This is a genomic window from Paenibacillus sp. FSL H8-0079 (assembly GCF_037991315.1).
Classification (GTDB): Bacteria; Bacillota; Bacilli; order Paenibacillales; family Paenibacillaceae; genus Paenibacillus.
On the sequence record NZ_CP150300.1, the window covers coordinates 3,604,376 to 3,622,772 of the forward strand.

The window sequence follows — 18,397 nt, forward strand, 5'->3', positions numbered from 1 at the left end:
AATCCACTTTGGGTTTATTTATTGATTCCACTTGGATCTATTGTCATTACGTCTTTTTTTGATTATGTGATCAAGTTCGATTTCTTTAGAAAAAAGAAGTAATGGAACGCTTATAGACTAAGTAGCTCGTTCAAGAATTAATTCAAGGCGTGTTTTTTCATCTTGAATATCTACTGGCTTTGAAAACACATTTTTGTTCTGCACCGCTGCAATCATCAACGATTGTTCATTTACGTTGTTCAACCCTAACTTGAATCTCAGTCAAGTATTGGTCTGACATCATCGTATCACGATTATCAATTTCGTAAACTTCGAAAGGGTCTCCTAAAAGGGAAAGATCATTCTCTTTTGCATACTTCACAACTTCCATTACCTTTTCATAACTTTGTTCATAGCTGCCACGGTAATGGAGTGATAAATAATCTCCCGCAGGAAGAAAATAATCAAAATCTAAGGTATCGGTACACTCAGAATCAAAAATAAAAAAGACAGAATGGAAGACACCTTTAATTCCCTGGCTTACCTCGTGTAAGGATATAGATGCACCGTATAATTGATTGCTCAGATCGGTAATGTACGCGTTATGAATCCGGTGTAGCATTTTAATGGCATAATCCATTTCTTCATCCCTGGTGATCCGTTCATCAAACTTCAAACAAGGACGATTCGGTAACGTTTTAATAGAAAATACACCCGTTTCAATGTTCATCGCTGCAGTAATCACATCGATTCTATTTTTTAAAATATTTTGTCTTGATTCAAGTTTGGCCGTTCGATCACGTATCAATTCCTGCTCTTGATATAATAATTCAAGTGTGGTCTCAATACTCTGTTTATCCAGATATTCTCTAATTTGATCCATTGTAAAATCTAACTCACGCAAATCACGTATAATATTTAATTTATATATGTCATGTAGGCTATATAATCGATATCCATTTTTATCACGACGAGGGATCAATAAACCTAGTTTTTCGTAATAACGTAAGGAGTCTACACCAATTCCATATAGTTGTGATATTTCTTTGATTTTGTAATTATTTTTAATCATCGTATCTCCTCATAGTCAGCTCTTCTTATTTAATTATGGATTACAGCCACGTCGTACACTTCTTTATACAGGACATGTCTTACTTTTTCAAATTCAATGGAAGACAAATGATCCGGAAAGCTCATTATCTTCAGGGGCAAAGGCTTAAACCCTGTACGAAGTGGCGGCTGAACGTAAGGAAATTCACATAACTGAAACCCTAATCGTTTGTAAAATCCTATCCTTCTCTGATTTATCTCATTCATGGGTAACTCAACTTCTAATACAATCGGCAGAGTTGCTTGTTCCATAAAACGCTCCATGAGCTTTTTACCGATGCCTCCGCCGCGGATACTAGAAGAGACTGCCACATTTTCAACATAACTGAATTCATCGAACTTCCAGCCTGCAAGGAATCCAATCACATTTTGCTGTTCATTTTTCTCTGTAAGGAGAGAATAACGTGGATGAGTTAGTAGCAGCTTTTGTTCTTGATAGTCCCGGTATTCGGCTTCGGGGAAGGACTCCTTCATAATATCGAAAACTTGATCAAAAATTTGAATATTGTTCATTCTAACCACTCCCAAACATCTTAATCGAATAACATCACGATAAACCCTAGTATCGTACCAGAGTCAAATGTTAGTCATTAAACTGATGCATGAAATGAGAATGTTTTTTGAAATCAATGTAAATTTAACTGGAAGTAATATCTAAAGCAATTGTCGAAAGAAGAATTGGATAAAATATACATCCAACCTATCGGAGGACGATCGGTGTATAAAGTAAAAGCAAAATAAGGGCCATCCTGCGAAGGATGGCCCTTTAAACTTGCCGTTACAGACAGCGGCCCTTTAAGAATAGGGCGTAATCCCTTTTGAATATAGGTTCTCCACTACCTTGAAAAACTCTTCTGAAGATAAATCCTTTTCACGCTGAAGCCAAAGACGAAATAAAGAAAGGGAAGTTGTCAGGTAAAACTCAATGAAGTATGGCGTTAAGAAATGGTTTTGCGGAACGTTAAATGTTAATTGATCCAAAGTGATTTCTTTTTTTAAGCGTTTTAAAAAACTAGCACTTCCATAATCACCCAAAAGGGCATTAAGAACCAGGAGATGCTCTCTTTTGTCCAGACAATAGAGCGTATCTTGAACCATATGCATCGAAAGCTCTTTATTCGCCAATTCTTTTTTCATGTCATTTAACAGGTCGTTTTCAACAGAGTCTAACAATGCGTAAATGTCCGTAAAGTACTGATAAAAGGTACTGCGGTTATATCCTGACTTATTCGCAATTTCCTGAATCGAAATTTTCTCAATCGGCTTTTGGCTATATAACTCACAAAAAACTTCTACAAACGTTTGTCTTGTTTTCTCCGTTATTTGGGGTTGCTTTTTCATAACTACCTCCTGCATGTGAATAAGAGTATCATCCGACAAATACTAAAAAACTGATGGTTGATCAAGATATAATGGAGATTTATAATCACATCATACAACACGTTGTCTGATAATCAAAAAGAAATGTTAATACGTAGGGGTGGTTTTAATGTCAGCAAAACAAGATAGAATTTTGATTTTTGGTGCAGGTGTCATCGGGAGCATGTACGCCATTAAGCTTATTGAAGCAGGGTTTGACGTTACCCTGTTCGCACATTCTAATCGATTTACATCATTAAGAGAAAATGGCCTACAATATTCAGAAAAAGGTACAGTTAGATCGATACCAGTGAATGTCATTGATACGCTCGAACATGACGATGTATACGATTTTATTTTCGTTACTGTTCGTTATGATCGGTCCGAATCAGCGTTGTTAGCGCTAAAAGATAATCAAAGCAAAAATATAGTTACAATGACTAGTAACTCAATTGGATTCTCTTCGTGGCTGGATATCGTAGGAGATAGACTTTTACCAGCTTTTCCCGGCTTCGGTGGACAAATTAAAGATGGAGTATTACATGCTCGATTTCTGCCAAAAGTTATAGTGGCAACTGTATTTGGAGAAATTAATGGTGCAGTGACAGAACGCATAGAAAACCTCAAAAAAATATTTAAAACAGCAAAACTTCCTTACGTTATTAAAAAGGATATGCAAGCGTATCTAATCACACATTCGGTATCAGACATTGCCATGTTAAGCTTTTTGCATTCTGAAAATAAGATCATTGACCAAAAAACAGCCAGAACCAGAAAAACGGCACGTAAAATAACTGTCACTTTAAAAGCGTATCTAAGGGCAATACAACAAGCTGGCGTTTCAATTGATCCACCCATGCTTAAAATGGTACTAAAATTCCCAAACTTATTTTTGGATCTTTTCTTTATGACATGGCTACGAACTAAGATGGTTCGGGATATGATGTTGCCGGATTATGCGAATAGTGCTAACAATGAGATTGTGCACCTGAGTAATGATTTAATGAAGTTTTTAAGTCAAAATAAGATCAAAACAGAAATACATGTTCAATAATTTTTAGTAGGGAACTTCTTGAAATAGGTAAAAGGATCAGGCTTATTTAGCACGATCCTTTGTTATTTTAATTTTTTTGCTAAACTAACTAATCTAGACTAGACTTTTATTGATTATTCGGATGAAGAAATATCTGGAAATAAAGATGGTGCCATAATAAAATTGAAATTCAGTTTCCCTGTTGGTGAGATTGGTAGAGCATTAAACGCTGATGTAAGTTTCGATAAGACCAACAATGTCATTAGTATTGAGAGTAAGAATGATACTGTAACAAGTAGTACCAATGGGAATTTTTAGAATATGATAGTCAATTTGAAACTGAATTAGGATTAAGAATTAGTTATCATACAGTAGATGGAGAAAAATCACCTCTAAATTAAAAGATTCAAGCGAAAAGAGTTTAATCAAAAAATAACACATTGGTCCATATGATTTCGGGATTTAATCGAAGGTTTTATTTTTTAAAAATCACTTTATTCCATATTGTGATAACAATCGCAACATAATGAGAAGAACGATCAAGGAGATAAGAAAAAAACAGGATAACTCTTCTCAGAAATGGTGGGGGAGTAGTGTAGTTTAGAGTTAATCTTCTGAACTAGTGAGTAGAAATTTTCCGATAATATTCTCGTTGCTATCGTACAAGTTTATATACTTATCGACTTTTGGTTCATTCATACTCTGTATTGCTTCTTCGGGAGTTTGTGGCAAATCTTGATTCATATCTGAAGTCTTGATGTAACCTTCGGTTCCGCCTACACCAAAAGCCTTAACTAGATCTAATTCAGTTTCATCATGATAAATAAATGAACCATAGGTTTCGTAATTGTAAACCATTTCTAGGAAAAAATCCTTTTACAATCATTGTCAGTACGTTATAATACAATCACCAGCTTGATTACCCAACAAAGTGAAATATTGTAATTAAATATTGGAGGTATGGTTATGGTCAAGAAGAAAATTTCCAAAGCCCTCAGCGCAGCTTTAGTCGTTTCTATGCTGGCTACTGGCGTGATCGTCGCTATCCAAGGTAATACAACGTTAGAGGTAGCGAAGTCAGCAGGGGATAAAAAGGTTGAAGTTATTAAATGAAGAAGCGACACTTTAACCTCAGCTCGGTTAAAGTGTCGCGGACAAGAACATATTCCCATTGAAGTCGCTATCTTAGCGACTTTTTTTGTTACAATTCCCAAGTCTGTTCATAAAGAACGGATGACTACCGTATTACCAAGGCAGTTCTGTATCCATATGGAAGAACTTTCCTGTTGGTCCGTCCGCAGGCAACGTGGCAAGCATTACGCTTGTCTTCCCGCCATCTTCAAGATCCATATCAGCGTATTTTCCGCCCAGTGGAGTCTTCACCCAGCCAGGATAAGCCGAATTCACTTTAATTGGTGTATCCTTCAGCTCATGTGCAAGATGGGTCGTAAAGGTATTCATTGCCGCCTTCGAGGCATCGTAAGCAAGAAGCTTGACATCATAAATTTGAGCCTCGGGATTGGAATGGAGTGTATTCGATCCAAGCGCACTGGATACGTTAACAATTCTTCCGGCTGGCGCTTTGCGAATTAACGGCAGCAGTAGTTGAGTTAATTCAACCATACTGAAGAAATTGGCATCGAAGGTTTCACGCATAACGCTCGGCGAAACGGTACTTGTTTCATTCATCGGTGAAAGATCTTCGATCTCGATCTGTATCCCAGCATTATTAATCAACATATCAAGCTTACCGTACCGCTGTTCGAAAAAATTGTAAGCAACTTGAAGGTCTTCGGCTAGATTGACGTCCAATTTGATATTCTCCGCTTGGATTCCCTCCGAACGAAGTGTATCCACAGCAACCTTACCTTTCTCCAAATCGCGCGACCCAATAACGACCGTGGCGCCAAGCTTACCTAATTGACGTGCTGTCTCCAATCCAATACCACGATTTCCTCCAGTTACAAAAGCAACTTTACCATCCATGTTTATAGTCATTTTTAAATTCCCCTTTGAGATTTATTTTATACAGTTCTTTGACTTAGCCTTGATGATTTTAAGATTGATTTTAAGATTAGCATCGCACCTAAAATGAATGCCCCTTTTGATTAAATTCAAGAACAATCATTCTAATTATGTTAAAATTTTAGCCCAGGACTGCTAAAGTTGTAGCTTCTTCTGTGAATGCACTTGCCCTGGAAAAGCTCTTCTATGGAAGTTTTTCGATTACTTCTCGCCATAATCATTCTCACGCTTTTTGCTGCACCACCCCTGTCTTCAAATTCATATTATCATATCGAGAACGATCGGTAAAGTATTTTTTTAATTTAGCTGTACCCCTTATCAATGGAGGTTTACCGATTGCACCGTAAAAACAAACAACCGTCTCTTGTACACTAATGTGTGGAGAGGCGGTTGTTTGTTTTGTATAGAGAATGAAATCGTGATGAATTTGAGAAGCTCCAAAAAGGGTCTAGACATTCTTGGTTTTAGAGAGAGTTCTTTTCGACTTTTTCGAATCCAACTAGAGGTTTGGATTCATAGACCCTGTTTGATTAGACTCCAGATGCGTTCAAACCTGTCCTGATAGTCTGGTAAATTCCAGGATTCTTTGAAGGACGGGAGGCTAAACACGGCAAACGCAGAGAGAATCGCTTCTGCCCGTTCCATGTGGGGATCCTGATAGTCCATGAAGCCGTCAATAATTTGGTAGGAATCCCAGAGAACGTCACGTAATACCAGTGGATTGCTGTCAACATATTGTGTATTCAAGGCGAACATTTTGGCATTCTCGTTATAGGCACGTTTTTTTGCGTTAGCAAATGCCCAAAGCCAATCGTGGAGCAATTCCTGTGGATTAGCCATAGTAGTCATGTCTATTTTGATTTGTTCTGAAATCATCCGGTTGAACCAGCTCTTCGACACAGCTGCCCAGAGCTCTTGCTTATTTTTAAAGTGTTTATAAAGCGCTGCGTGGGTGATACTTAATTCATCCGCAATTTGAGAGAGGGTCACTTCAGTTTTTTCCGTGCGTTCAATTAACGCTTCCGCTGTTTCAATAATGAGCTCTTGTGTGATTTTAGCCACTTTGCTGCCAACCCTTCTTTCTTCATTACATCCCAATAATCGTTTATACACCTGCCTGTATTTTAGCATACAGAACAATGAGTAACAATTGTTGACTTTTGTAACCTCTGGCATTATGCTTGTCACACAAGTTACAAAAACAAATAAATGTTACTTGTTATTCAGCGCATAGGAGGCTATTCATTATGAAAGCAGCACAAATTAACAAATACTCAAAAAAGTTCATAGTAGAAATTAATGATATTCCAGTCCCAGATATAAATGATAACGAAGTCTTGGTCAAGGTGAAAGCGGCGGCGGTTAATCATTTAGAATTACTCATCGGTACTGGAAGTGTGAAGCTGATTCAGGATTATGAGTTCCCTTTGACCCTGGGTAATGAGCTGACAGGTGTTATTGAAAAGATTGGTAAGAACGTCCAGGGATTTAAAGTTGGCGATGCAATTTACTCACGCCTGCCACTACAAAAAATCGGTGCCTTTGCGGAATACGCAGCGATTCATGCGGATGCCATCGGGCACTTGCCCGCTAATCTCGATTTTGTAACTGGTGCTGCTGCGCCACTAACAGGATTGACTGCTTATCAAGGTTTGCATGAAGAATTGGCTGCCAAAGCTGGCGAAAGCGTGTTTATCCCCGGGGGTTCTGGTTCATTTGGCCAAATGGCCATTCCTATCGCAAAAAGCATGGGGCTGCGGGTCATCGTTAGTGGAAATCCGCAAGCACGTGAACGGACAATGGCGACTGGAGCAGACCAATATATTGATTACACGACTGAGAATTATTGGGAACAGCTTAGTAATGTAGATTATGTGATGGATACGTTGGGACCAAGCGAATTTGATCATGAACTTTCCATTATTAAATCAGGAGGTCGCCTTCTTTCTCTGCGGACCGGCCCTAACAAACGTTTCGCCGAACATATGGGATTGCCAGGTTGGAAACAAAAGCTCTTCACCATTGCCGGGGCTAAGTATGATCACAAAGCGAAGAAAAAGAAGATTCAATATCATTTCATTTTTGTTCGCAGTGATGGTGAACAATTAAAGAAAATCACCAAGATTATTGAAGATAACGGGATTGTACCAGCGGTGGACCCCACTGAATTCCACATTGAAGATATTAATGAGGCTCTGAAGCTTGTTGCAACTGGTCATCCTAAAGGAAAAGTCATTATCCGATTTTAAGGAGAGCACCTAATGAAAGCTGCACAAATTGCTGGATATTCCAAAACACTTGAAGTGGAAATCAACTCAATCGATATTCCATCAATCACATCAACTCAGGTTCTGATTAAGACTAAGGTAGCGGGTGTTGATCCACACCTTGTTTTGGCGATTACAGGCAAAGTTAAGTTGTTTGATCACTACGACTTTCCATTGACTCTGGGCAACGAGTTGGCTGGAGTTGTGATCAACGTTGGCGCTAGTGTTATGGATTTTAAGGTGGGTGATCACGTGTACACCATGCCACCGCTAGATAAGATGGGGGCGTTTGCCGAATATGTCGCAGTAGATGCGTCAATTGTGGCTAAGATGCCAGCCAATCTTTCCTTTAAAGAAGCAGCGGCCGTGCCATTGTCTGCTTTGACGATCATCCAAGCTCTAGATATTTTAGGTGCTCAACAAGGCAGTAAGTTATTTGTCTCTGGAGGTACGGGAGGCTTTGGACAGATTGCCATACCTTACGCGAAGTCACAAGGACTGTTTGTGACCGTCAGTGGTAGTGGGTCTGCGCGTGATTTGGCCAATCGACTCGGTGCAGATGAGTTTATCGACTATGAAACGCAGGACTATACTCACATACGGAGAGACTATGATTATGTTATTGATACCCGTGGCGCCAGTGAAATTAGTAAACATCTGAAGCTACTAAAACCCGGTGGTACATTATTGGCGTTAAGCGCTGGTCCCAATGCCCGTTTCGCTAATCGAAGCACAGACTTGTCAACGGGGAAAAAGATTCTTTTCGGTTTACTGGGCTTGCCTTTTGATGGGCTAGCGAAATGGCATAAGAAGAGTTATGACTTTCTGTATGTACAGCCGAATGGTCAGCAATTAACAGCTTTTACACAGTATCTTGAAAAAACAAACATCAAGCCGGTGATTGATTCCGAGTACACGTTTGACCAAGTGAATGCCGCGATTGCTAAAATTGCGACAGGACATAACCGAGGGAAAGTTCTGTTACAAGTAGAAGATGGAGGTCAATGAATTATGGCAATTAACTATTCATATGTAAAAGCACCAAATCTAAGTATTAAGACGGCTGATGGAACAGTTTACGCATACCGTGAACTAGGAGAGAAAAAGGGTATCCCCGTTATATTTTTCACTCATTTATCTGCTAATCTGGACAACTGGGACCCACGTGTAGTGGATGGTATTGCAAAAAAATATTGGGTCATTGCATTTGATAATAAGGGTGTTGGACTTTCTAGTGGGAAAGTCCCAGATACGATTGAACAAATGGCAAGAGATGCGTTGACGTTCATTCATGCATTGGGATTTGAGCAAATCGATATTTTGTCATTTTCGATGGGGGGTATGATTGCACAAGAACTCTTGGCCATCGAACCAAGACTGGTTCGTAACCTTGTTTTGTCAGGAACAGGCCCTCGTGGTGGTGAAGGCATTGAACATGTTACGAAACTTTCTGATCGTGATTTGATACGTGCCATCTTCACGTTGAGAGATATTAAAACCTATTTATTCTTCACGCGAACAGATCATGGCAAACAGAAAGCAAAAGAATTCTTGGTTCGGCTCAAAGAACGTAAAGAGGCGCGAGATAAACAGATTAGTATCAAAGGATATCGTAGACAACTTAAAGCCATCCACGAGTGGGGAATGGCAAAACCCGCTGATTTGTCAAAAATTACGCAACCTACCCTTGTAGTAAACGGTGATGATGACAGAATGGTACCTACACCTAACTCCTATGATTTGGCACAACGTATTCCAAATAGCAAGCTCATTATTTATAAAGATTCCGGTCACGGTGGGATTTTTCAATATCATGATGAATTTGTGAAATCAGTAATAGCATTTTTTAGATAATACTAACACGGGCTATCTCTGAAACTAAAACTAATCTCACGGACACTTATGATGAAGGCTGATGAATAAATTGATCTCCGGTTTCATTGCTTGTGATAATTGAATGGAGTAGCATTACATTTTATTCTTTACCGATCGTTCTAAATATGTTATATTGAGTGTGGAAGGAGGGGACCAGAATGATGCGGTACAGAGAATTTGAAGAAAATAAAGCAGTAATAAAGTTTTCTTCTTGATGAGATTCTTCTTTTTACCAATTATAGAACGATCATTCTTGTTTTGTTAACATATCCCTTCATCTAATAAGAAATCTACACAATAAAAGGAGATAATAAAAATGAAAATTTCTGAACAAGTCGCATTTGTTACCGGAGCAAACCGAGGATTTGGCCGCCATCTTGCCCTGGAACTTCTATCAAGAGGGGCGAAAGTGTATGCAGGTGCAAGAAACCCGGAGACTATTGATATTCCAGGTGTTACACCAGTTAAGTTGGATATTACCAACCCACAAGAAGTTGCAGCTGCTGCTATGATCGCTCAGGATGTTACCGTGCTAATCAACAATGCAGGTTCATCAACAGGAGCGTCTTTACTAGACGGTGATCCTGAAAAAATAGATTTGGAATTTAATACACACTTTTTCGGTACACTGTCCATGGTTCGGGCATTTGCACCGATCATAGAGAACAACGGGGGAGGATCCATTTTGAATATCCTTTCCGGATTATCATGGTTTAGTTCGGGAACTTTAGGCGCGTATACGGCTGCCAAGGCTGCAGAGTGGGCATTAACGAATGACTTACGATTAAATCTATATCCACGCAATGTAAGAGTAGCTGGTCTACATGTTGGCTTTATGGAGACAGACATGACCGCTAACGTAGATATGCCTAAATCCAATCCTGCAGATATCGCGAAAATAGCTATTGACGGCATAGAATCTGACAGCTTTGAAATTATCGCAGATGAAGTTAGTCGTCAAGTACAAGCTGGACTTGCTGGTGGTGTAGCTGCACTATACCCACAACTTTCTAAATAAAAAACGAGTTTAACTACAGAGGAGTTGTTCAACATGATGGCGTGCCACTGTAATGGCACGTCATGTGGTATTTTAGAAGACTCTAGTAGATCTATCTGTACGATAACTGGGCTAATCCGGAGAGCACAACTCAGTAGATGTCACGGGACAATAACATTGTGTCATTGAAGTCGCTAATTTAGCGGCTTTTTTAGTTTATCCGTATAAGTTCTTTTAGCCTAGCGTTGTGTCCCATGAGTTCCTAACTCCTGAAAGAATATAGGTACATTTGATTTCATATTAAATTTGATATAAAATACTATCAAAAGGTACTTTTTATTATCAATTAAAAGTTGGTGATCACTGTACGTTAGTTTGAAGCAGGATTACCCAGACAGAATTGTAGTTTATTACACAAATATTAAATATGAGGAGGAGCGATTATGAAAGAAAAAATCATTATTATAGGCGCTGGAATTAGTGGGCTTTCATTAGCAATTTTTTTGAAAAAGGCGGGAATTGATTGCGCAGTGTACGAGAACTATCCTTACAAGCGAATTGAAGGATCTAGTTTCCGAATTAACAAAAGTGGTGTGCACGTGATGAAAGAATTAGGGATAGAAGAACTCATCAAAATGAGTAGTCATTCTGCTGATCGGATGAGACTCTTAACGACTGACAATACGGAAATTGCCTCAATAAATTTAATGCAGAGTTCGACTTTCAGTAGAAGATCTATTTACATGCAGCGTTCCGATCTTGTTGAAATTTTGATGAGACATGCTAAATCTAGTGGCGTCGAAGTACATTATAATAAAAAACTCACCCGTTTCTCCGAGGACGCTTCGAGTGTGACTGCTTATTTTGAAGACGGTCAACAGGAAATGGGAAGTTTGTTAGTTGGTGCAGATGGTTTACATTCAACAGTAAGAAACCAAATGTTTCCTGATCATCTATTACGTTATGCAAAATCATGGGCGTTATATGGAATCGCATCATTTCAGGATATTGATAGTAAACATGTACAAAACCTCATGAATGGGGATGAATTATTTTATTTTTCGGAGAATGCCAATTTCTTATTTTCTAAAAGCCATCCAACCGACGAATTAAACCTATCTTGGCAAGCATCTGGATATCAAGAGAGGAAAATTCCAAAAGAGGAATTCGAACTTAGGAATCTAGATGAACTTAAATCAGATTTGGTAAAACGTTATGGTGAACATGGAGCGTTGTCAGAGATTATCAAGAAATCGTTTAACATTATTCCTAAACAAATATATTGTGTTGATCCTATTCCTAGCTGGTCTAAAGGGCGGGCTGTAGTAATTGGAGATTCTGCACATACCATAAACCCCAACACGGGATATGGAAGCTCCGTGGCTTTAGAGGACGCCATGTACTTAGCTAAAATGTTACAGAAACACCATTATACTGACGCGTTGTATTATTTAGAAGCTGATCGCAAAGATCGTATAAATGCCATACAGAATAGCTTGGAAATATTTGATGTAAGTAAAGGGTTCGATTTCAGCAATGGTTTTGATATTGGTTTGTTTAGCGGATCTACTATTGATCCAAATTACAAGATTCATTGGGAAAATTAATAGATTAAATAGAAATGGATGACCGTCTGATATTGTTCTATGGAATGGATAGGGTGAAAGGGTGAACATTATGAGAAGAGACCATACTATTAAATTGATAGTTGACAGCACCGCAGACCTATCGAACCAATGGCTACAACAATACGATATTAGTGTTGTGCCACTTTATGTAATCATGGGGTCTCAAACTTATAAGGATAATATTGAGATCACTCCAGCCGAGCTATATCGTCGTTCCGAGGAAGAGGGGATCATCCCTAAAACCGCAGCTCCATCTCCTTCAGACTTTTATCAAACCTTTGAAGCAGAGATTCTCGCAGGTAAACAAATTCTATATATTAGCATGTCATCCAAAGTATCTTCTACCAATCAAAATGCGCATATTGCAGCTAAAGAGTTCCCTGCTGGACGGATTCATATCATTGACTCCATGCATTTATCAGCAAGTTATGCCATGTTAGTGTTTCGTGCTGCACGTGCAATTGAAATGGGGCAGTCTATCGAAGAGGTGCTGGCAGATTTAGAACATGTGAGGGAGAAGGTCAAGATTGAAGTATTGGTAGACAGACTCGATTATCTGCATAAAGGAGGTCGCGTTAATAGTATGCAGCACCTAATTGGTAACGTGCTCAGGGTGCGGCCCATCTTAAATATCATCAATGGAGAGGTACGTTCCGTTCAAAAATATCGCGGCAAAATGGATAAGGCATTGGAAAGTATCATACAAAAGATTTCAACTCAAAAAAATCAGATTTGTCCCAATCTCTTGATTATTGCTCAAACGGTTGCGGAGAAAATGACAGATAAAGTTCGGACTAGCATACTTGAGCATGCTTACTTTAAAGAAGTGATAGTTATTGAGGGTGGCTGTGTAATAGGTTCACATACTGGTCCGAACACCATTGCGATAAGCTACTTGAATGTGTAAGGGATCTGGAAAGGAGTATTGATCAATATGAAGACAGACATCTTAATCTCGCAGGCCGATCCAAATTCTCTTGTTGGAGCCAAACTCAATTTAATGGCAGTTGGAGATATGGCACATTCAATTGTGGGGTCAAGTAAGCAAAGCGTTGCTGATGCGACATTCAGAATGCTATGGAAGTCTAAGAACAATCGATTTAGTCATGAATTTGCCTATGAGGCAAAAATGGGTGACAAATCGCTTGGAATGATTACGTGTCTACCCATTACCGATCTGGAACAATTGGCCTCCTCTACGGCGAAACAACTGTTTTCATACCGAAAACTGGGACTGATCACTTACAATCTGCTGCATCCAAGAGCCTTATTCACAACACTCACACTGAAGGAAGGATTCAAAGGAGAGTACCATATTGCAACCCTTGCAGCTATGCCTGAAAGCAGAGGGATGGGGATAGGCTCCCAACTCATTCAACATGCAGAAGAGCAGGCGATTAAACAGGGGTATACTCTAAGTTCCCTTACAGTCAAAAAAGAGAATCATCTCGCTGCCAAACTATACGCCAAACTGGGCTATGAAATTACATCTGAAATAGTAAAACCTACCGTATCTTTGTATCGCATGGTCAAAAAGCTCATGTAAGAAGTAATCTCATGAATTCTTTAATGTAAATAAATCCAAATCCCACTTGCTTTAGTCCATTTTCTACACCTATTTTTAATAGTATATTGGGGTATATTAAGTGATTATTCACTTTGATGAAAGTGAGAGGAAGGTATAGGGGTGAGTATTTATTACGCTTCAAGCAAAGAGGATATCACAAAGGATGCACTCCAAGAGTTATTTCTTTCGGTAGAATGGGAGTCTGGGAAGTATCCCAACGAGCTTTTACAAGCAATCGCAGGGTCTCATTCAATTGTTACGGCTTGGGAAGAAGGAAAGCTTGTCGGTTTAATAAATGCTTTGTCAGATGGTGTTTTAACGGTATATTTTCATTATATGCTTATTAATCCGAGTTACCAGGGTATAGGTGTAGGTAAGGAAATGATGACTATTATGCTGGATAGATATCAAGGGTGCAAAACAAAAGTATTAATTTCTTATCCTCATGCAGTGGATTTCTATCATAAATTCGGCTTTGATACAGAGGATGGGGCTACACCCATGTTTATTTCAGAGTTGATATGATTAAACTAACGGGAAACTATAGTATAACGAAACGTAGAAGGCAGCCGATCAAAGTAATCGGCTGTCTTTGTTCAATTTAACTTTAATTAGTTTGTCACAGCGGAATGCCTCTATAGGGAGTGGAATTAATGGATCCCGCCACACATAAGCTGCACCACTCGTTTTGTAGACCAGGAGGTTTGAGCCTAGAAGAAACAAACGTAGTGTTTAATAATTAAATTATTTTTCTGCATAATTTTATCCCAGTTGTTAAAAATGAGTAAGGATAATATTTATGAACGCTCACTGACTAGAAATAAATAATCGGGAATAACACATAAAAGGCTATTAGCTTAAAGGAGTGTTACAACAATGAAAGCAGTTGTGATTAATCAATATGGAAGTAAAGAAGAGTTAGTCGAGCAGGAAGTGAATAGACCAAGGGCAGAAGCCAATCAAGTGGTTGTAAAACTAGAGGCAACATCCATTAATCCAATCGATTGGAAATTAAGAGAGGGTTACTTAAAAGAAATGTTTGATTGGGAATTCCCTATTATCTTAGGTTGGGATTTAGCTGGAGTCATAAGTGAAATTGGTTCAAACGTTACGAAGTGGAACGTTGGGGACCGAGTATTCAGTCGTCCTGAAACAACTCGTTTCGGTACGTATGCTGAGTATACAGCAGTTGATGAGCACCTACTGGCAAAACTACCTGATTCAATCTCATATGAGGAAGCTGCAGCTGTACCTTTAGCTGGTTTAACAGCATGGCAGGCACTGTTTACTCATGGCGATTTAAAAGAAGGTGAAACTGTACTTATTCACGCTGGAGCTGGTGGTGTAGGTATTTATGCCATTCAATTAGCAAAGAATGCCGGCGCTCATGTTATTACAACAGCAAGCGAAAAAAATCATGAACTTCTTTATTCGTTAGGTGCAGATCAGGTCATTGATTACAAAAAGGAGAACTTTGAAGAAATTCTAAAAGATATAGATTTAGTCTTTGACACGATGGGTGGAGAAGTAGCTGAGAATAGCTATAAGGTGCTTAAGCCAAATACCGGAAAACTGATTACTATTGTTGGTGAACCCAATCATGATACCGCTAAGTCTCACAATGTATCAGCGAAGGGGATTTGGCTGCAGCCAGATGGTGATCAATTGCAGAGAATGGCAGAACTGATGGAAGAGAAAAAGATAAAGTCGATTGTAGGGGAAACATTCCCATTCAGTAGGCAGGGTATCTATGATGCACATGCTTTGAGTGAAACCCACCATGCTGTAGGTAAAATTGTCATTACATTTTAAGCAAGGAGACTGGAGAGGAATATAGTCCCATTAAAGTCACTAATTCAGTGGCTTTTTTCTTTTATCCGATTGCCGATTAGTTGTATATCTAAGCGTATACCCGAACGATTGTTTTTTTCAGGGCAGCGTACTACTTTCGTATGACTACAATTCCTATTATTTTGTCTACAATGTCTACTTAGAGAATGAGATGATCGCAACCGTGATTAAGGGATAAAAATTAATTAATATGGGGGAAAGTTAAGTGATAAAAAGATTGAAATTATCCATTGTATTTGTGCTTGTAATGACGTTGTTTGTGGTTTCTGCTGCTCAGGCGGCTCCAGGCAGCCAAATAGATGAGATCTCTATTATTGTTAATGATAGTGTAGTCCAGAGTGACGTCAAACCCGTTGTCCATAAAGGAACCACACTTATTCCTTTAAGGGTCCTTGAAGAATCGCTCGGTGTGTCTCTTAACTGGAATAGTTCTACACAAACCATAACGGTTATTAAAGGAGATGCATTGGGTGTTCTAATTATCGGAAACCCAACTGCCAGCGTAAAAATCGGTGATGTAGAGGAAAAGGTCGCGCTCGATCAACCTGCTAAGATCATTCAGAACCGGGTTATGGTACCCGTACGTTTTATTGCGGAATTATTCGGAGCAAAAGTAGTATGGAATTCCACCATTAAAACCATCATCATCAGTACTTTTCCATCAGTTGTCGAAGAATCGCAGAATTCTACAGGCGATGAAGCCAAGGGAGATAAAGGCGATACCGGAGCGACTGGACCAGTTGGAGCACAAGGAGCTTCGGGGCCAGCAGGACCACAAGGCCACGTGGGACCGCAAGGAAATTCAGGGCCAGCGGGAGCACAAGGTCCAGCAGGACCGCAAGGAGATCCAGGCCCAGCGGGGACTTCTTTTACCTCGGAAGGATTTTCTGTTACCGGTACGACATACTCAATCAATAGTAACACGCTATTTTCGAATTGGAACGAGACGTCCCCATATTACGGAAGCCCTACGTTTAATCCTGGAACAGGGATATTTACGGCACCGGACACTGGCAGATATACCATACATGCAACTGTTAATTATAAGATTGACGCGCCAATCAATGTAAGCATAGGAAGAGACATTGATCCGGTTTTTACTGTAAAGAAGAATGGCAATATTGATTTAATAAAAGGTTATATGCCTTTCCTTGACGTTAATATAGCGTTAGTTTTAACTATGAGAACTGTACTAGGTAGTGCGACGGTGACGTTAACCGGTGATGTAGAGCTGCAGGCAGGTGATCAAGTCGGGTTATATTACGAAGCTGATGGTCTCTCCATTGGATTCAGTACGGATATAGTATGGTCGATTCATCGGCTATCCTAATACAAGGTTGTTACATGAGGTGCAGTTGAACCTTAGGTAATAGAAATTCTTCTAACAAGTATAGAGTCGGGCCTTTCTCTGTAGGAGAATGTCTGGCTCTATTTTTTGGTGGCGGGTTTACAATAATAGAGCTGCAGAGCGGCTTTAGGGGAATAACCCCTTACAAAAAAACTGTTCTCTCACGACCTCCAAAAACAATTTTATGTAAAGTAAAGGTATGAAATTTCGACACAAGTTCTTGTCCCAGCCGATCCTTAGCTTTATTTTGTATAGAATTTTCAAATTACTCTATGATTAAAGTCGATAGGGATAAATTATTAATATACTTTGAGAAACAATGGGATTTTTCATTCTCCGTTAATTTGCTGCCGCAGCCCATGTATACCCTCTACAATGGGTTTTATCACTTTATTTCTATGGAGATACCCGTTGTGACAAAGGGGAGTTCCACGATCAATAGTCGTCCTCACATTCACATCACGGTCTTCCTTGACGACAAAGTATTTGTTGAATGACATAAATACCCTACCAGGCTAGAAAAATGATGAAGAAATTAGATCAAATTCCAAATTTGCTTGTTATGTAAAGCAATCAGAGGGAGGGACAAGAACTTGTACCGCGATTTCCGAGATGGGGCATTTAACCGATCGCTCGTCTCCTCGTTAATTCATTAAGCTAACGAGAAACGTTAGCTCTATAACAACAAGAAAGCTTTTGACCATGTGGTCAGCAGCTTTCTTTGTTTTGTTATCCATATCGCGAAACCGTATAGGGGAAATATATTCGTACTATCCTACATTCGCTTTATCTGTTGGTTTAGTAATTTTCCAACCTAAGAAAATCACAATAAATCCAATAGCAATTAACAAATACATCGTTGGAAGGAAGCTTCCTGTGTAGTCATATAATAATCCAATGATAAAAGGACCTACAGCACCAATGAATAACGCAGTGATTAATAGATATACTGGCGAATTCGTAAAAAAGCGCAGAAATGTTGCGATACCAATACAAGCAATGAAGATGGTAATAACTTTCTCGGATTGGTAACGGTTTGCTAAGCGTCCGGCAAATAAGGAGCAAAATCCAATACATAATAACGGGATAGAAGTCAGTAAACTTGCTGAAGTTGAACTCATGCCAACATCAGTGATTGTTGGACAAGATTCAAATTTTTTTCTTCTATTATAGATCTACTCTCATTTGTTCGTTAGTGCAGTTCAACATGTAGTGTTTTGATTTGGTCAGATAACTTAGGTACAGGAACATCAATTTGTACATTGCGATTGATCTCCTTAATGTACAAATTGTAGATAGGCGCTGGGGCACGTTTAATCTGTCAGCCATTAAACTATTTGAGCAGAAGAACTCGCATA

At 39.1% G+C, this 18,397-nt stretch carries 19 protein-coding genes; 12 read left to right on the plus strand and 7 right to left on the minus strand.

What is annotated here, in order from left to right:
• Nucleotides 1-226 precede the first annotated feature (226 nt).
• The 3 genes from MHI06_RS16000 to MHI06_RS16010 all read right to left on the minus strand — a co-directional run bounded on the left by MHI06_RS16000 (nucleotide 227) and on the right by MHI06_RS16010 (nucleotide 2,430).
• Nucleotides 227-1,051 carry a MerR family transcriptional regulator gene (locus tag MHI06_RS16000; protein WP_340398393.1) on the minus strand — a complete coding sequence of 275 codons (825 nt, stop codon included), beginning with the start codon at nucleotides 1,049-1,051 and terminating at the stop codon, nucleotides 227-229.
• Nucleotides 1,052-1,080: 29 nt separating this feature from the next.
• Entirely contained in the window at nucleotides 1,081-1,602 is a 522-nt protein-coding gene (locus MHI06_RS16005; protein WP_169479238.1) for a GNAT family N-acetyltransferase, read from the minus strand.
• Nucleotides 1,603-1,884: 282 nt separating this feature from the next.
• Nucleotides 1,885-2,430 carry a TetR/AcrR family transcriptional regulator gene (locus MHI06_RS16010; protein WP_340398394.1) on the minus strand — a complete coding sequence of 182 codons (546 nt, stop codon included), beginning with the start codon at nucleotides 2,428-2,430 and terminating at the stop codon, nucleotides 1,885-1,887.
• Nucleotides 2,431-2,578: 148 nt separating this feature from the next.
• Here MHI06_RS16010 and MHI06_RS16015 point away from each other — a divergent pair, with 148 nt between their 5' ends.
• Nucleotides 2,579-3,502, plus strand: a complete 924-nt coding sequence (locus tag MHI06_RS16015; protein WP_340398395.1) for a 2-dehydropantoate 2-reductase N-terminal domain-containing protein — start codon at nucleotides 2,579-2,581, stop codon at nucleotides 3,500-3,502.
• Between the two features lie 585 nt (nucleotides 3,503-4,087).
• On the opposite strand, the gene MHI06_RS16020 is transcribed toward MHI06_RS16015, so the two are convergent.
• Nucleotides 4,088-4,339, minus strand: a complete 252-nt coding sequence (locus tag MHI06_RS16020; RefSeq protein ID WP_340398396.1) for a hypothetical protein — start codon at nucleotides 4,337-4,339, stop codon at nucleotides 4,088-4,090.
• Nucleotides 4,340-4,447: 108 nt separating this feature from the next.
• On the opposite strand from MHI06_RS16020, the gene MHI06_RS16025 reads away from it, so the two are divergent.
• The gene (locus MHI06_RS16025) at nucleotides 4,448-4,594 is read left to right on the plus strand and encodes a hypothetical protein (RefSeq protein WP_175380615.1); all 147 of its coding nucleotides are present in this window, start codon (nucleotides 4,448-4,450) and stop codon (nucleotides 4,592-4,594) included.
• Nucleotides 4,595-4,726: 132 nt separating this feature from the next.
• On the opposite strand, the gene MHI06_RS16030 is transcribed toward MHI06_RS16025, so the two are convergent.
• Complete coding sequence (locus tag MHI06_RS16030; RefSeq protein ID WP_340398397.1) at nucleotides 4,727-5,479, minus strand: SDR family oxidoreductase; 753 nt, start codon at nucleotides 5,477-5,479, stop codon at nucleotides 4,727-4,729.
• Between the two features lie 540 nt (nucleotides 5,480-6,019).
• A complete protein-coding gene (locus tag MHI06_RS16035) occupies nucleotides 6,020-6,568 on the minus strand; it encodes a TetR/AcrR family transcriptional regulator (protein ID WP_340398398.1) in 549 nt (182 codons plus the stop codon).
• A 185-nt stretch (nucleotides 6,569-6,753) separates the two neighbouring features.
• Between MHI06_RS16035 and MHI06_RS16040 the strand changes: the two genes are divergently transcribed.
• The 10 genes from MHI06_RS16040 to MHI06_RS16085 all read left to right on the plus strand — a co-directional run bounded on the left by MHI06_RS16040 (nucleotide 6,754) and on the right by MHI06_RS16085 (nucleotide 17,021).
• Nucleotides 6,754-7,755: an NADP-dependent oxidoreductase gene (locus MHI06_RS16040; protein ID WP_340398399.1), complete on the plus strand. Its 1,002-nt coding sequence runs from the start codon at nucleotides 6,754-6,756 to the stop codon at nucleotides 7,753-7,755.
• Between the two features lie 12 nt (nucleotides 7,756-7,767).
• Nucleotides 7,768-8,781, plus strand: a complete 1,014-nt coding sequence (locus tag MHI06_RS16045; RefSeq protein ID WP_340398400.1) for an NADP-dependent oxidoreductase — start codon at nucleotides 7,768-7,770, stop codon at nucleotides 8,779-8,781.
• A gap of 3 nt (nucleotides 8,782-8,784) precedes the next feature.
• A complete protein-coding gene (locus MHI06_RS16050; RefSeq protein WP_340398401.1) occupies nucleotides 8,785-9,627 on the plus strand; it encodes an alpha/beta hydrolase in 843 nt (280 codons plus the stop codon).
• Between the two features lie 337 nt (nucleotides 9,628-9,964).
• Nucleotides 9,965-10,666 carry an SDR family oxidoreductase gene (locus MHI06_RS16055; RefSeq protein ID WP_169479232.1) on the plus strand — a complete coding sequence of 234 codons (702 nt, stop codon included), beginning with the start codon at nucleotides 9,965-9,967 and terminating at the stop codon, nucleotides 10,664-10,666.
• Nucleotides 10,667-11,088: 422 nt separating this feature from the next.
• Nucleotides 11,089-12,252 carry an NAD(P)/FAD-dependent oxidoreductase gene (locus tag MHI06_RS16060; protein WP_340398402.1) on the plus strand — a complete coding sequence of 388 codons (1,164 nt, stop codon included), beginning with the start codon at nucleotides 11,089-11,091 and terminating at the stop codon, nucleotides 12,250-12,252.
• Nucleotides 12,253-12,322: 70 nt separating this feature from the next.
• Nucleotides 12,323-13,180 (plus strand): DegV family protein, encoded by an 858-nt coding sequence (locus MHI06_RS16065; RefSeq protein ID WP_340398403.1) that lies wholly within the window; start codon nucleotides 12,323-12,325, stop codon nucleotides 13,178-13,180.
• Nucleotides 13,181-13,207: 27 nt separating this feature from the next.
• The gene (locus MHI06_RS16070; RefSeq protein ID WP_340398404.1) at nucleotides 13,208-13,819 is read left to right on the plus strand and encodes a GNAT family N-acetyltransferase; all 612 of its coding nucleotides are present in this window, start codon (nucleotides 13,208-13,210) and stop codon (nucleotides 13,817-13,819) included.
• Between the two features lie 141 nt (nucleotides 13,820-13,960).
• Nucleotides 13,961-14,365, plus strand: a complete 405-nt coding sequence (locus MHI06_RS16075; protein ID WP_340398405.1) for a GNAT family N-acetyltransferase — start codon at nucleotides 13,961-13,963, stop codon at nucleotides 14,363-14,365.
• A 351-nt stretch (nucleotides 14,366-14,716) separates the two neighbouring features.
• Nucleotides 14,717-15,652: an NADP-dependent oxidoreductase gene (locus MHI06_RS16080; protein WP_340398406.1), complete on the plus strand. Its 936-nt coding sequence runs from the start codon at nucleotides 14,717-14,719 to the stop codon at nucleotides 15,650-15,652.
• Nucleotides 15,653-15,896: 244 nt separating this feature from the next.
• Nucleotides 15,897-17,021 (plus strand): stalk domain-containing protein, encoded by a 1,125-nt coding sequence (locus MHI06_RS16085; protein ID WP_340398407.1) that lies wholly within the window; start codon nucleotides 15,897-15,899, stop codon nucleotides 17,019-17,021.
• Nucleotides 17,022-17,809: 788 nt separating this feature from the next.
• On the opposite strand, the gene MHI06_RS16090 is transcribed toward MHI06_RS16085, so the two are convergent.
• On the minus strand, nucleotides 17,810-18,160 hold the full coding sequence (locus tag MHI06_RS16090; protein ID WP_340398408.1) for a hypothetical protein: 351 nt from the start codon (nucleotides 18,158-18,160) through the stop codon (nucleotides 17,810-17,812).
• Nucleotides 18,161-18,397: the final 237 nt, after the last annotated feature.